The 14,025-nt window shown below is 58.4% G+C and carries 9 protein-coding genes and 1 pseudogene; 7 read left to right on the top strand and 3 right to left on the bottom strand.

From position 1 onward, the window contains the following. The first annotated feature begins 124 nt into the window (after positions 1-124). A complete protein-coding gene (locus tag ACFE7X_RS12910; protein ID WP_375436083.1) occupies positions 125-1,054 on the top strand; it encodes a DUF389 domain-containing protein in 930 nt (309 codons plus the stop codon). Positions 1,055-1,426: 372 nt separating this feature from the next. On the opposite strand, the gene ACFE7X_RS12905 is transcribed toward ACFE7X_RS12910, so the two are convergent. Continuing rightward, on the bottom strand, positions 1,427-1,888 hold the full coding sequence (locus ACFE7X_RS12905) for a hypothetical protein (protein WP_375436082.1): 462 nt from the start codon (positions 1,886-1,888) through the stop codon (positions 1,427-1,429). Between the two features lie 1,680 nt (positions 1,889-3,568). Here ACFE7X_RS12905 and ACFE7X_RS12900 point away from each other — a divergent pair. From ACFE7X_RS12900 to ACFE7X_RS12880, 5 genes and pseudogenes are all read left to right on the top strand, one after another. Continuing rightward, positions 3,569-3,844 (top strand): hypothetical protein, encoded by a 276-nt coding sequence (locus ACFE7X_RS12900; protein ID WP_375436081.1) that lies wholly within the window; start codon positions 3,569-3,571, stop codon positions 3,842-3,844. A 120-nt stretch (positions 3,845-3,964) separates the two neighbouring features. Next, the gene (locus tag ACFE7X_RS12895) at positions 3,965-5,281 is read left to right on the top strand and encodes a HupE/UreJ family protein (protein WP_375436121.1); all 1,317 of its coding nucleotides are present in this window, start codon (positions 3,965-3,967) and stop codon (positions 5,279-5,281) included. A gap of 267 nt (positions 5,282-5,548) precedes the next feature. Beyond that, positions 5,549-5,767: pseudogene (locus ACFE7X_RS12890) on the top strand (T9SS type A sorting domain-containing protein); the annotation flags it as partial. 410 nt (positions 5,768-6,177) lie between these two features. Continuing rightward, positions 6,178-6,855, top strand: coding sequence for a potassium channel family protein (locus tag ACFE7X_RS12885; RefSeq protein WP_375436080.1), 678 nt, complete (start codon positions 6,178-6,180; stop codon positions 6,853-6,855). 108 nt (positions 6,856-6,963) lie between these two features. Beyond that, positions 6,964-7,983 (top strand): Atu2307/SP_0267 family LLM class monooxygenase, encoded by a 1,020-nt coding sequence (locus tag ACFE7X_RS12880; protein WP_375436079.1) that lies wholly within the window; start codon positions 6,964-6,966, stop codon positions 7,981-7,983. 344 nt (positions 7,984-8,327) lie between these two features. Here the strand turns inward: ACFE7X_RS12880 and ACFE7X_RS12875 are convergent, their stop codons facing one another. Together ACFE7X_RS12875 and ACFE7X_RS12870 are read right to left on the bottom strand one after the other, a co-directional pair. Beyond that, positions 8,328-11,093 carry a PAS domain S-box protein gene (locus ACFE7X_RS12875; RefSeq protein WP_375436078.1) on the bottom strand — a complete coding sequence of 922 codons (2,766 nt, stop codon included), beginning with the start codon at positions 11,091-11,093 and terminating at the stop codon, positions 8,328-8,330. Positions 11,094-11,495: 402 nt separating this feature from the next. After that, complete coding sequence (locus tag ACFE7X_RS12870) at positions 11,496-11,921, bottom strand: BLUF domain-containing protein (protein WP_375436077.1); 426 nt, start codon at positions 11,919-11,921, stop codon at positions 11,496-11,498. Positions 11,922-12,487: 566 nt separating this feature from the next. On the opposite strand from ACFE7X_RS12870, the gene ACFE7X_RS12865 reads away from it, so the two are divergent. Next, on the top strand, positions 12,488-14,025 hold a 1,538-nt coding region (locus ACFE7X_RS12865; RefSeq protein WP_375436076.1), incomplete at its 3' end, for a glycoside hydrolase family 15 protein.

Raw genomic sequence — 14,025 nt, 5'->3', positions numbered from 1 at the left:
TTTCGCGGAAAGCACGGGTAGAAACCACTGGTCGGTTCGTGTTGAGCCAACATGAGCAGAGGCCGTGCGTATGCACGCAGTGCGCCGTAAAGTACGGTTGCGTTTCCATTTCTTTCCTGCCCGCATGCACAGAACGCTAGAACTCACTGTCCCTGCTACTACTACCGAGGCCCTATGCCAGGAGCTGGTGGAGTTGGACGCCGTAATTGGGCTGAGTGTGCAGCGCGGGGCCGCGCGCAAGCCCGCCGGCGATGTGCTGATCGTGCACGTGCTCAACCGGGGGGCCGATGAAGTGCTGCGTCGGGTGGACGCAGCCGTAGCCGACAAGCAGGCGCTGAGCGTGGTGACTAGCGAAGCCGCCAGCTTTATTTCGCCGGCTTCCTCGAAAGCCGTTGATAACGACCGGGATGAGGCTATTTGGGAAGAAATGGAAAGCGGATTGCGTCACCAAGGGCGCATTACGCCCAACTATTTGGTGTTGATGGCTTTGGGAGGAGTTATTGCGGCCGTGGGACTGGTGTCGGAGCCCGTGCCGCAGGCCATTGCTTTCGTGGCATCGGCTATAATTGCCCCTGGCTTCGACCCGATGACCAAGGTGCCGCTGGGTTTGGTGCTGCACCGCTGGCGTCTGGTAGGCCGGGGGCTGACCTCGGCGTTGGCTGGGTACGCGGTGCTGGTAGCCGCTGCCGGCTTAACAATGGGCCTATTGGTGGCCGTGGGTGAAAGCAGTGCCCAGGCCTTGGCCTCCAATGCGGAAGTGGCGCACTTGCAACACCCAAAGTGGATGGAACTGCTTGTGGCCGGGGCCGGAGCTCTGGCTGGCGTGGTGATGCTGGCTGCTTTCCGGCGCAGCTTCCAGGCGGGCCCCCTGATTGCCATGGCATTCATTCCGGCTGCGGCCTTGATTGGGGCCGGACTGGCAGTGGGCCGCCCGGATTTGGCGTGGGAAGGCATGGAGCGGTTTCTAGCCGACTGGGGCTTTATTGTGGCGCTGGGTGTGCCGTTCTTGTGGCTCAAGCAATGGTTGCTGCACAAGCGGAAGCCGCTGGTTTAAGCAGAGAGTATAAATCGCACTCCGCAGTAGAGCCCTGCCGGCACAGTTCCCAATCAACTTGGTATCACGGTATGGGATGCAAGCAGTAACCTCTGATTTGCCAGCGACTAGCGTGGCAGCCAGCACCTGCGAACCGTGGCGGGGAAGTACTGATCCGGAGTTGACTTGCCACACCCGCTGGTGACCCCCTGGTACGGCGGCAACCAAGCCGTAAACTTCGGTAATTAAAAACGGCCACCCTTACCTAAGGGTGGCCGTTTCTTTCAAGGTTAACCAACTTATGAGGTTACTAATAGTAGGTCTACTCGCCCTTGGCGCTTCCGGTAGCAAGAGCTAGCGGAGCTAGGTTTGTCTGTCTCTTGGGTGATGGATTTAGTTGGGCAACGGATTATCGATCTTCTTGCCGGTCTGCAGGTTCCACTCTCCTAGAAACACGTTGTCCCGGTGGAGGCGAATCCGCAGATCGGACGTGCCGGTAATCGGATTTAGCGCCTGATTGTCAACCCCAGTAACCTCGTCTTGGTTGGGTTGCATGTTCGGGCGGTCGAAGCCGCCCAATGCGTCGAAGGTGGCGGCCGTTAGGTAGCGCCGATATGCAGCCCGCACCGTGGCCGTGGCCCCACTGTACTTGAAGTGAAAGAGCACCCGCCCGTTGGGCTCGAGTGTGGTAGGGTCGTAGATGCCGTAGTTGGTTTTCGCGTACGCGCTGGTTTGCACCGGGCTACTGCTAACCCGCGCGGCGGAACTCGCGGCAGCAGGCGTAGCGTCGTCTTTTGAGCAGCTAGTGGTTAGCAGCATAGCTGAGGCTGCAACAAGAACGAGAAAGTGCTTCATGTTCACAAAATTGGTTGAATTCTATTTAATAGGCAAATATATCTATTTGCCTGGGGTTACTATTCTTAGTCTAGCAAAGCCTCCTTGCTAATTACCAAGCTTATTGCTTGCCACTCAACTACCCGCTTGAGCACTCGCCCTGTTTCCGGTACTGATTGTAAACTCAATCAAATTTTTGCCCGTGAGCAGTGGGGGCACTAAAGCTGGTAAGGGTTGCTTTCCTAGCGCTCATTTAGCTACTATTCGCAGGGGCACAAAGCTTTTCGGTATCTTGGATCAAGGGCAGGTTCTGGTGAGTTCAGTGAAATATTGCTCGTTCCTTGCGAGACGAGCAATAGCAGCAGATTAGGCATAGGCGAGTGAAGAGCAAGAAAGTAAAAGAGGCTACGAGGCGGGCTAGCAAACTTTGCGCCAGCTACTAGTCACTAATTTGTTGGCATTCGACTATTACCTAGCACTTTCCCACGTATCAAGCTGGAAAAGCAATTTGGATAGCCAAAATTTTATTAAAAAAATACCTCGTTCCCTGAATTAGGCAATCATATTACTCCTACTTTGCACATCAGCGCCCTACATTGGTAGTGAAAAAGAGGAAAAGTAGAAAGCCAGAGAATAACTAGCTTTCAATCAGCTATAAAAACCTAAGGGCGCACTAAAGCGTCAGGCGCGCTCCTCACTGAACTCGATGAAGCCGCGGTTGTCTGCCTTCAGGCCGGTGAACCGCTGGCCAGCGATTCACCTCTCCCGCATCAGCTTGCCCTATAGTAATCCATTTCCCAAGCGCGGCGCCAGCAGGACCTCGGGCGCGACAAGCTTGAACGGTGTCGTGCAACAGTCCGGCTACAATGCCGTTCACAACTGCTTGTAGCGGGCGCTGCACGCAGCGCCCGCAACTGATGGGGTTTCCGTGCGTTACTAATTTTAGGTGCCACCAAAGCGGACAATCCTTCTGCCGGAGACCAGCTACGAGGCTGGCTCTTTGACTTTTATGCTAGTGCCTGCTAAGCAATTGCGGCAACAAAACCAATTGCCGTAGTTGGTACTTCCGCGTAGCCGTACGCGCCAACAGGAGATATATCCCTTGGTCGCCGCTTTTCGGGCCAAGCTAATGCAGGCGAAGATGGGCGCCTGATCATCAGCGCGCTTGGTTAAAAATGAAGTCCGCTTGGGAAAAGGGTCAGCCCACGCACCTTATCGACTCGCCTTGTACGGCCCTTCGCGTCTACCTTCCAAGCCTGACCTTCTTCTCTCTGGTCGCTGTCCTTTTAATCGGAGAAACCCCTCTTTATTAATTGATTGATAATCAGTAAGTTGATTATTAATAGAGAGAAAAATAGAAAATACTAGACGCCAGTGGGAGGGTAAGCAAGGATTTAAGACTCTTTCTCTTGTACCGCTTATAACGACTGGCGCCAGCTTCGATGGTGTCCGGGCCTTCCCAGGCGGAACTGGCAGCACCCTTGCTTCGACGGGAGTAACGGTTTTAACAGCCACAAGTGTTTGGCCCTACCCATAGATGTCCGTTTGGGCGGCCGATAAATTTGTTGATCTGTAGATCATCAATGTCTTATTGTCACTGATCTGGCAAGGCAATGATTCGAGTGGCTGCACTGGCTCCGGCTTGTCAACTGACCGCTGCGTATCAGGATTTCTTACTCTTAGACCTTGATCCTCTGTTGAATGGAACTACGCGAAGAAAACCAGCAAGCGCGCTACGATTACGTGGGGCGGCTTATGCGGCGGGGGCTGTCGGACAAGCAGGTGCAAGCGCGTCTACAAGCAAAGGGGCTGGCGGCGCAACAAGCCCAAATCCTTACCCACCACATGCGGAGCCAATTCCGCGAGGGTTCTCCGCCGCGCGAGGCCTCCCGGGCTCTGGCCTTGTGGCAGTACGTGTGCCAGTATTGGCCGCGCCGCCTGCGAGCCGCGCGGATGCTGGCAAGAACGGAAGGCTAAGGTGAGCAGGGCCCGCGACCAAGGCCTATTACTACCTGCCAAGTGAATTACCGGCCCGAACCGGAAGTGTAACGCGGGCAAGTAAATACCGGGGGCAACTACTTAATCTATTTTATCTTGATGGTTTCGCACGCTACCCGCCTTGGCCATGTAACCAAATGGCTCTTGTTTTTAACGGTTGGACTGAGCTTCCTTCCCAAGGCCATAGCCCACCCCATGCCCAATTCGGTGGTGCAACTCACCGTGCACGCCGACCGCATCGACGCTGAGGTGCAGATTCCACTTTCGGAACTACAGGCCGCCTGGGGGCATGCCGTCAACGATTCGTCAACCTACCTGCTGGCTCGGCACGGCCCCGCCATGCGCGCTTACCTTAACGAGCATATTCGCCCGGCCAGCCCGGCCGGAGAGTTGTGGCAGGTATTGGTGGGAGAGCTAGCGGTGCACGAAACCCAAAATCCGCTTAATGGTACCTACCGCGAGCTGACCGCGCAGGTTCGCCTGCTGCCGCCACCTGGGGAAGATGTGCGGCGGTTTGTATTGGGCTACGACGCCGTCCTGCACCAGGTAGTGACGCACAAAATCCTGGTTTCGGTGCACCAGGATTGGGCGCGGGGGCAGGTGGCCGATGTGCCCCCAACGCAGGTAGGAGTCATCGAACTCGATATTGTTAATAACCGGATTGTACCTCTGCCTATCAACCTGGCCGCGGGCAGCGCCTGGACGGGGTTTGGGGCCATGGTGCAGCTCGGCATTCGCCACATTGCCGAAGGCACTGACCACTTGCTGTTTCTGCTGGTGATGCTGCTACCGGCGCCGCTGTTGGTGCGCTTTGGGCGGTGGGGCAGGTTTGGGGGGGTGCGCTATAGCGTGCGGCGCCTGCTGCTGATCGTTACGGCCTTTACCCTGGGCCACTCGCTCACGCTGCTGCTCGGGGCGCTGGGTTGGATTCGCTTGCCCAGCCAGCCGGTGGAAGTGCTGATTGCCGTGTCCATTCTGGTGTCGGCGGGGCATGCAGTGCGGCCGCTGTTTCCGGGGCGGGAAGCGTGGGTGGCCGCGGGGTTTGGCTTGGTGCACGGCCTGGCTTTTGCCGGCACTCTGGTTGACCTGCACCTAGATGTGGGGCCGATGGCCTTGAGCATCTTCGGCTTCAACCTCGGCATCGAACTTATGCAACTACTGGTCATCGCCCTGACTGTTCCTTGGTTGATGCTGCTGAGTGGTACCCCGGCCTACCCGGCGGTGCGCGTGGGCGGGGCACTCTGCGCCGTAGCGGCGGCGGTAGCCTGGATTATCGAGCGCACTTTACTGAGTACGACCCCCTTCTCTACGTTCGTGGAGCGCGTGGCGCACCTGGCACCGTGGCTGCTGGCCGCTCTGGCGGTTGGGGCGCTGTTCAGCTACTGGCGCGGCTGGAGTCAGCGCACGGCTTCCTGATAGCGGGAGTAATCTGATTGTCTGATGAATAGCTTCCAGCGCCTGGTGCTACATGTAGTTTTAAAGGTAAGCAAGCAAACGGCAGCTCTGCGCACGGGTAGGGTAGGAGAGGGGCTAGGAGGGTTAGTAGGTGGGAGCCGGAATCAGGGTAACCTTATGCATGAACTATGGAAAATACCAGTACGAGCAACCCACTTCGGGTGAAGAGCCGTTGTAGCGGGCACGAAGGCCGCAGCCGCAGCGCAGACTTTCTCGGTATATCCCAATCCCACGTCCACGGCGGGGGCGCTGCAAGTGAAGCTGACGAAAGCCGCAACTACTGCGACTTATACTTTACGCAACACGCTGGGCCAAACCCTGGCAACCCAAGAGTTTAAGGGCAATGCCATTGAAGTGCCCACGACTGGCCTCCGGGCGGGTACCTATCTGCTGAGTCTGCAAGCCGATGGCGCCGAACCGGTAACTCACCGTTTCGTGGTGCAATAGTGGCGTGCAGCCTCCGGAAAGCGGCCCACCTACCGGAGTAGGTGGGCCGCTTTCCATTCAACTAAGAGCTGGTCATCTAGTCCTAAGCTAAACCATGATGAAGCGCTACCACCTCCAGGAGGAAGTTGTATTTGGTTTGCTACTCAGCGGCATCTTGCTTTTCGTTTACTTCTCCTATTGTCTCTGGCTGAGGCTGCTTTGGGTGTGGCACTGAGTGCAATCTAGTTGGTGAATAACCCGGCCAGCAGCCGACTCTGCCCGTTCGGAAGTAGCTGCTGCGAAGCTTATCCGAACTATCCGGCGAAGGCCAACTACCCTTCCGGTTTAGTGTACTCCCGTCAAGCGTCATCCTTCAGTTGCTTGTTCACCGGGCCGGGCAACCTATTTCAATCAAGTACTCCTTCCACTGTATGTTTGGCCACTCAACTACTTCCGTCACCGAAAAGATGAGGCATTGGCAAGACCGGGTGCGGGAGCCCTCCCTGACGCTCTTGTTGGTTGGGCAAATCGTGACGCTGTTTGTGGCGGGGCCCTTGTTGAGTGCCCACCTGCTAAACTTTGCGGTGATGGATAGCTTGCAGATTTTACTTTTGCTTGTATCTGCACTCGCGCTGCCGCCGCGGAGCTACGTGCGAGTCCTGCTTTTGCTTTGCCTAGCGGTGATGCTCTGGATGTTGGTGGTCGGCCCGGAACCTCACCTCGGACTGGTATTGCATACGGTCGCGACGTTCAGTATCACGATGGCCGTGGGTCAGAGCGTGTTTCAAGCCCGGCGAATAACCCGCCACCAATTGCTAGGGGCGGTAGTCGTGTATCTAAACGTAGCCTTGCTGTTCGTGGGCGCCTACGACAGCCTCAACCAGATTTTCCCCGGGGCTTTCACTATATCGACGGGCGCCCCTTTACAATCCGGCGAGCTGGTTTACTTCAGCTTAACCACGCTGACCTCCACCGGGTACGGCGATATTCTGCCCGTGCATCCGCTGGCCCGTAGCCTAGCCAACCTGGAAGCCGTTGCCGGGCAGCTTTTTCTAGCCATTTTCCTCGCTCGCCTGGTGAGCCAGCATAGCGGCAGCCCACGAGCGTAGCGGTTTCCAGTGCTTTCAACGGCTTGTTAGCGCGCCCTTTTGTAAAATTACAGCCCAGGGCTGGCCGTTTACCTAACGGGGCTCAACGAATCACCTTTAAAAAGCCCTATGGAAGTTGGAATCGATAGTTTTGCCTCGCACCTGCTGCAAAATGGTGGCGCGCTCCTGAGCGGTACCGAGGCTATGCGCCTGTTGCTCGAACGGATTGAGCGCGCCGACCAGGTGGGCCTCGACGTCTTCGGCATCGGCGAGCACCACCGGGCCGAATACCTAGATTCGGCCCCGGCCGTGATTCTGGCCGCTGCCGCCGCGCGCACCCAGCGCATTCGCCTTACCAGCGCCGTCACGGTGCTTTCGGCCGCCGACCCGGTGCGCGTGTTTCAGGAGTTTGCCACGCTGGACCTTATCTCGCAGGGCCGGGCCGAAATGGTGGTGGGCCGCGGCTCTTCCACCGAGGCGTTTCCGCTTTTCGGCTACAGCCTCAATGATTACGACCAGTTGTTTAGCGAAAAATTGGGACTGCTGCTGAAAATCCGCGACCAAGAGCAGGTCCGCTGGACGGGCCGGTACCGGCCCGCCCTCACCGGCCAGGGCGTATACCCGCGACCGGCGCAACGTATGTTGCCTATCTGGCTGGGAGTGGGCGGTACGCCCGAGTCGTTTGTGCGGGCCGGCACGTTGGGCCTGCCGCTGATGGTGGCCATCATTGGGGGCGACACCCACCGCTTCCGCCCCTTGGTAGACCTTTACCGGGAAGCCGGCCGCCGGGCCGGGCACGCCCCCGAGCAACTGCTGGTGGGCCTGCACTCGCTGGGCTATGTGGCCCCTACCACCGAGGAAGCTATTGCGGAGTTCGTGCCCGGCTACACCGAGACGTTTAGCAAGCGCGCCCGCGAGCGTGGCGGCAGCCCCGTCACACGAGCGCACTTCGAGGCGCAGGCGGGCCCCCACGGGGCACTGCTGGTGGGCAATCCCGAGGAAGTAGCAGCCAAGATTCTGCGACACAGCGAAGCGCTGGGTGGTATTTCGCGGGTGACATTTCAGATGGACGTGGCCGTGCTACCCCACGAGAAAATTCTGCGGGCTACCGAGCTGATTGGCATGCGCGTGGCTCCATTGCTGCGCTAAAGCTCGCCCAAGAATTGTTGCTTGGCATTCCGCAACGGTGGTATCTGACTACCGGACTGGACCGCTGATACGCTAACGGCAGTTGCGAATGGGCTTCCAGATACTCAAAGCCGTTTACCTGGGACATCCTGACGTCGAGAAATATTAGAAATACTAGGGTCGGGGAGGGGAGGCCGGTGGCCAGCACGTACAGGGCTTCGCTGCCAGTTAGGGCTATCATCACCTGGCTGGCAACTGCCGCTTCCCTAATGGCTTGCCATTCAAGTAGGTAACGATGGGGTCATCAACCAACAATGTGTAGTGGCGCTTGGGCAGAGCAACGAACAGAAAGCTGAGAATAGCACTCAACGGGGTAAGTGAACGGTAAAGCGGGAGCCCTGACCAACCTGACTCTGTACGGCAATTCGGCCCCCGGCATTTTCCACCATGCGCTTAACCATGTACAACCCAATACCCGACCCATCTACGTGGGTATGGTAGCGGCTGAACAAACCAAAAATGTCCCGCTCCCGCGTGAGGTCCATCCCAAGGCCGTTGTCCTGCACTTCCAGCACGCAGAATTCGCTCTCCATTTGGCTTGTTATTAGCACTTCCGGCGCCCGGTCCGGATGGTGGTATTTGAGGGCATTGCTCAGCAGATTGTACACCACACTGCGCAAGTTCTTTTCCGAGAAATGGACCGTAGACCCGGCCTGCACATTCACCCGAAGACAACCGCCGGTTTGGTGGAGCAGCGGTACCATATCCAGCCGCACATCTTCGATTACGGCCGCCAAGGACACAACTGCCGAGGGCTGATCGTATTCTCGTTGCAGCTTGCTCACGTCGGTTAGGTGCTCGATGGTGCGCGAAAAGCGGTCCACCGAGTCCTGCATTAGGTCCAGGATGTAGGAAACTTCGCTGGTTTGGCTTTGGCGGGGCAATTCTTCTTGCAGGGTATGGAGCAAGCCCTCGATGTTGGAGATAGGGGCTTTGAGGTCGTGGGAAGCGGTGTAGATAAAGTTATCCAGGTCCACATTGGTGCGCACTAGCTGCTCGTTGGTTTGCTTGAGGTCGGTGATGTCGATGGCCGCGCCCACGTAGCCGTACAGCTCCCCGTTGGAGAAGAAGCTCGGGGCGCCCTGGGCCAGCAGCCAGCGGTATTCGCCGTCGTGGCGGCGCATGCGGTGCTCGAGCGTGTACATACTGCGGGTCTGGATGGCGGCTTCCAGCGTTTGCTGAGCTACGGCCAATTCGTGGGGATGCATGAACGACGACCAGCCCACGCGGAGGTAGTCTTCCAAGCTTACGCCCACAAAGGTCAGGAAGGCCCGGTTGACGTAGCGCACCGTGGAATCGGGGTTGACGGCCCACACTTGGTTAGGCGCGGCGTCGGCCATGATGCGGAAGCGGGCTTCACTTTCCCGTAAGGCCTCGGTGGCTTGCTTCTGGGCCGTGATGTCGCGGGCGACGGCCAACAGATAGGGCTGCCCCCCGAGTTGGAGACCAGCCAAGCCAACTTCCACCGGAAATTCGTGGCCATCTTTGCGGCGGTGCCGGGTTTCGAGCAGCGGAAAAGTGGTGTGCTGAGCCTGCTCAAACAACTGGGCAAACCCCTCCTGGTTATGAAGCGGGTCCACGTCCGGCACGCGCAGGTAGCGAGCTTCTTCTTCAGTGTACCCCCAGGCCGCCAACGCCTGCTGATTGAGGTAGGCAAAAGAGCCATCCTCCTGCATCAGAATGAAGGCATCGCGGGCCTGGTCGGCCATGAATTTGAAGTGCTTCAACTCCTCACTGCTTTCCTCTACCTTTTGCCAGGCCCGCACCTGGTCGGTTACCTCGAAAGCAAACACAAGCACCCCGTCAACGCGGCCCTGCTCGTCGCGGCGGGCCTGCTGCACGTAGTTGAAGTAGCGATTCTCTAGCACCCCGTCGAGCCGGGCAATGGGTACGTAGAGGCCAAACTCCTCGTTGGTGACGCCCGTCTCGTATACGCGGCGCATCTTCTGGTATCCCTCGTGTCCATCAAGTTCGGGTAGGGCTTCCAAGAATGGTTTGCCCAGCAAGGACCGGCGCTCAAATAACTCCTCGAACCGGGGGTTCACCAACTCCAGCACCAAGTCGGGTCCGGCCGCAATGCAGATGGCGGCTGGAGCGGCCATAAACAGGCGCTCCAGCCGGTTGCGGTGCTGCTCGGCCTCGGCGCGGGCCTGCTCCGCCTCCTGCGTCCGCGCGTGAACTCGGGCTTCGAGTTCCTGGTTGAGGTGCTGCACCTGCCGACGGGCCAGCACCTCACTGGTTACATCGTAGGCAAAATTGAGGATGCCATCGATGTGCCCGTTGGCAGCGCGCGTGGCCTGGAAGAACACGTTGTAGTACTGCAATTCCAGTTGGCCGGTGCCCGTCAGGTCCACCCACGTTTCAAGCTCGGTGCCATAGAACGGCTCACCGGTTTGGTACACGCCATCCAGAATTTCAAAGTACTGCTGGCCTTCCAACTCGGGCAGGGCCTGCCGCACGGGCAAGCCCTTGATGGTGCGGGTAGGAAAATCCTGCTGAAAGCGGTGGCTAACTAATTCAAAGACGTGCTCGGGGCCGCGGTAGCTCGCTACCACGGCCGGAAATTGCTCTAGGATGTTGTAGAGGCGTTGGCGCTGGGCCTCTGTTTCGGCCCGAGCGGCTTTTTCGGCCGCCTGGGCCTCGCGCAGGGCAATTTCGACCGGGGTACGAGGCTGGTCGGCCGTGTCGGTGAAGCTCACCAGCAACCCGTCGCCCGAGCGGCGCGCCGCCAAGCGGTAGTAGTTGTCGTAGCCGTCGGCCTGGTAGTTGATGTTGTAATAGCGCGGCTCGCCGGTGAGGTAGGCGTCCACGTGGAAGGCAAAGGTGCCGTGGACCTGGCTGTGCGGCCACTGCTGCTTGTGGGTGAGCGTTGGCTGCTCCGGCATGCGCATCATGCGCTGGGCGGCGGGGTTGAGGTAGTTGAAAGTGAAGTCGATAATCTCCCCCGAACCAGCCGGATCATAAATCGGCGTGTAATAGATGACCCCGGTAAGCGAAACCGCTAGCAGATCCGAAAGTAAATTGTCTGCGGGGAGTGAGCGCAGGGGTAGGGGAACCGACGAAGTAGGCATAAGACGCACGTAGAAGACACTAAATAACGAGTTACTTCGCCATGTAGCAGACACTGGCTGTCTATTATCGCAGGGTCCTCTCGTAGAGAAACCACTTGAGGCCGCCTAAATAGGCCCGCTACTAGGCTACGCACTGCCTGAAGGTCGTTTCCAGTGGCTGCGCAAAGAGGCGCAACGGGAAAGCGCAGTAAGAAAGGAGCTAGGTGCCTGGGGGCAAGCACTACGGCTGTAGCAACTCACGGCGCTTCCGCAGGCGACAGAAAAGAACAACTCCTAGCCCTGGCCGCCCCGGAAACCGAGGCGTAGGACTTAGCGCCGAAAATCCACCTGAAAGCGGAATTCTAGTCGAGCTGCCCCTCATGTTGTCAACGGTTTTCGTTTCTACGCCTTCAGGAAAGAGTTTTACTCTTTGAGCGGCGTCAGCACGAAGGTTTTCATCATTTGCAGTAGCAGCGTGTCGGCCGCACTTAGCCCGGGCGCTTGCATATCCATTTGGCTGGGCTCCACGTAGCCAGCCAGCGTCGCGAAGTCCTCGGCCGAAACCACCTGAAAGCCCATCGACCAGTCCTGAAAACTGCGGTGCGCAATTTGTTTGTCGGCCAGCTTAACTACGTGCACATGCCGCGGATCTTGCAGCAGCTTGGCGTAGAGCGTGGCCAGCACGCTTTCTTCGCCCTCGATGATCTGCATGAACTGCCCGTCCCCGTACACCAAGGCCCCCGTGATGCCCTGCCGGGTGTTCTCGCGGCGAGCTTGCTCCAACAAAACCCGCAACTCCGCTTCGCTCATCGGGTGCACGCCCCGGCTCATATAAATGATGTGATGCATGAAAAAGTAGCGTGGATGATAAGGCAAGATACGCAGGCCGCACGGTTGATAGCTCCTGAGCGGCCAGCCGGTCCCGCAGCCACGCAAGCGCGCCATGCAGCCCAACCAACCCGGCGGGCTCTTTTCCTGCCATCCTCTGGCAAGCGCTGGCGGGCTCGACCAAGCCACTTAAGTTATCCTCGACCTGTACGATACACTTAATAGAACCCGGTTAGGGGAAGTTGATACCAACCCTCCAATATCAGGAAGTACTTGGCCCGCTGTAGCCGCCGGGCCAGGTTCCGCTCAGCAAGGGGCGGTACGACTTTCGCGCGCAGATTGGGCGTAAGTGAATCGCGCGCGAATTCTGTCGGCCCACCAACCGGCTCCCGCACGCAGCGCCACCCCAACGAACAACCCAACTCGTTCGGTTCGCCCCAGCCGTCGGTTTGCTTGGCGTTGGGCGCCTAATTAGTAAGCAAGAACGCCGGCAAAAAAGAAGTGAAAATTGCTGACTTGTTGTTCGAACGCGCTGGTTTTTCGTTAGCAAAGCCCGACCCTACTCCTCTGGCTTTTCCTGGCTGCGCATGCGAAACTATCTCCCCATTGAAGACTACGGCCTAATTGGTAACCTGCACACGACGGCGCTGGTCTCGCGCACCGGGTCCATCGACTATTTGCCTTTCACCCGCTTTGATTCGCCCACTATTTTTGCGGCCCTGCTCGATAAGGACAAGGGTGGCTTCTGGCAACTGGCCCCCGTGCCAGCAGTGGTGCGCTACCAGCAGCAATACCTGCCCGATACGGCCGTGTTGCTCACCCGTTTTTTCACGTCCGACGGCATCGCCGAGCTTACAGACTTCATGCCCATTAAGCGCGCCGGCCAGCCCGGCGCCCTGGTGCGGACGCTGCGTGTGCTAAAAGGGGAACTCGCTTTTCGCTTGGTGCTGCGGCCCCGCTTCGATTATGCCCGGGCCCCGCACGAAACCGAGCAGCAGGACGAGGCTCTCCTGTTTCGCAGCACGGGCCCCGATGGGCACCAGTTCCGCTTACTCAGCACTCACCCCTTAACGCTGCGGCAAGGAGACGTAACGGGCACCTGGACGCTGGGCGTCGGCGCCGAGGCGTCTTTCGTGTTGGAGGAGGTGCCGCCGCAGCCAGCAGAAGTCACGCCGAACAACTTAGCTTACTACATAGGACCTGCTTTCCATGAAACGGTTACGTTTTGGCAACAATGGGCAGACAGCTCCACCTACACAGGTCGGTGGCGCGAAACTGTGCTGCGCTCGGCCATCACGCTTAAATTACTTACCTGTCAGCAGTACGGCTCCACGGTAGCGGCCGCCACCTTCGGCTTGCCCGCCACAATCGGGGCCGAACGCAACTGGGACTACCGCTACACCTGGATCCGCGACACGGCCTTTACCATGTACGCTTTCTTGCGGCTCGGCTTCACGGAAGAGGCCAAAGGATTTATCCGCTGGCTGATGGACCGTTGCGAATCAATGCAGGATGCCTCGGAGTTGCAGCTGCTCTATGCCGTTGATGGTTCCTCGCAGCTCGACGAGCAAGTGCTCAGCCATCTGGAAGGCTACCGCGGATCGGCCCCGGTGCGCATCGGCAACGCGGCGGCGCAGCAGTTTCAGCTCGATATTTACGGAGAGCTAATCGATACCATTTATCTCTACAACAAAGATGGCGGGCCCATCACCTACGGCTTCTGGCAGCATGTGCGCCAGTTTGTGGACTACGTAGCTGCTAATTGGCAACGCCCCGACCACGGCATCTGGGAAGTACGCTCCGAGCAGCAGGAGTTTATTTATTCGAAAATCATGGCCTGGGTGGCACTGGACCGTGGCGTGCTCATTGCCCAAAACCGTTCGTTTCCTGCTCCGCTCGAAGAGTGGCGCCGCACCCGCGATGCCATCTACCAGGACGTGTACGACAACTACTGGAACCCGGAAAAACAAGCCTTCGTGCAGTACCGGGGCGCCGACGTGGTGGATGCGTCCGTCTTGCTTATGCCCCTAGTGCATATGTTTAGCCCGGCCGAACCGCGCTGGCTGGCCACGCTAAAGGCCGTGGAAGAGCAACTCGTGACCGATTCGCTGGTGTACCGTTACAA

Source organism: uncultured Hymenobacter sp. (genome assembly GCF_964242765.1).
Lineage (GTDB): Bacteria > Bacteroidota > Bacteroidia > Cytophagales > Hymenobacteraceae > Hymenobacter.
The sequence above is the reverse complement of the archived record's forward strand: the minus strand, read 5'-3'. Positions and strand labels throughout refer to the sequence as shown.

Coding starts and splice junctions, on each gene's coding strand:
- ACFE7X_RS12905 (WP_375436082.1), bottom strand. CDS start 1,888: ATGAAGCACTTTCTCGTTCTTGTTGCAGCCTCAGCTATGCTGCTAACC.
- ACFE7X_RS12870 (WP_375436077.1), bottom strand. CDS start 11,921: ATGCATCACATCATTTATATGAGCCGGGGCGTGCACCCGATGAGCGAA.
- ACFE7X_RS12885 (WP_375436080.1), top strand. CDS start 6,178: ATGTTTGGCCACTCAACTACTTCCGTCACCGAAAAGATGAGGCATTGG.
- ACFE7X_RS12895 (WP_375436121.1), top strand. CDS start 3,965: ATGGTTTCGCACGCTACCCGCCTTGGCCATGTAACCAAATGGCTCTTG.
- ACFE7X_RS12910 (WP_375436083.1), top strand. CDS start 125: ATGCACAGAACGCTAGAACTCACTGTCCCTGCTACTACTACCGAGGCC.
- ACFE7X_RS12880 (WP_375436079.1), top strand. CDS start 6,964: ATGGAAGTTGGAATCGATAGTTTTGCCTCGCACCTGCTGCAAAATGGT.
- ACFE7X_RS12875 (WP_375436078.1), bottom strand. CDS start 11,093: ATGCCTACTTCGTCGGTTCCCCTACCCCTGCGCTCACTCCCCGCAGAC.
- ACFE7X_RS12900 (WP_375436081.1), top strand. CDS start 3,569: ATGGAACTACGCGAAGAAAACCAGCAAGCGCGCTACGATTACGTGGGG.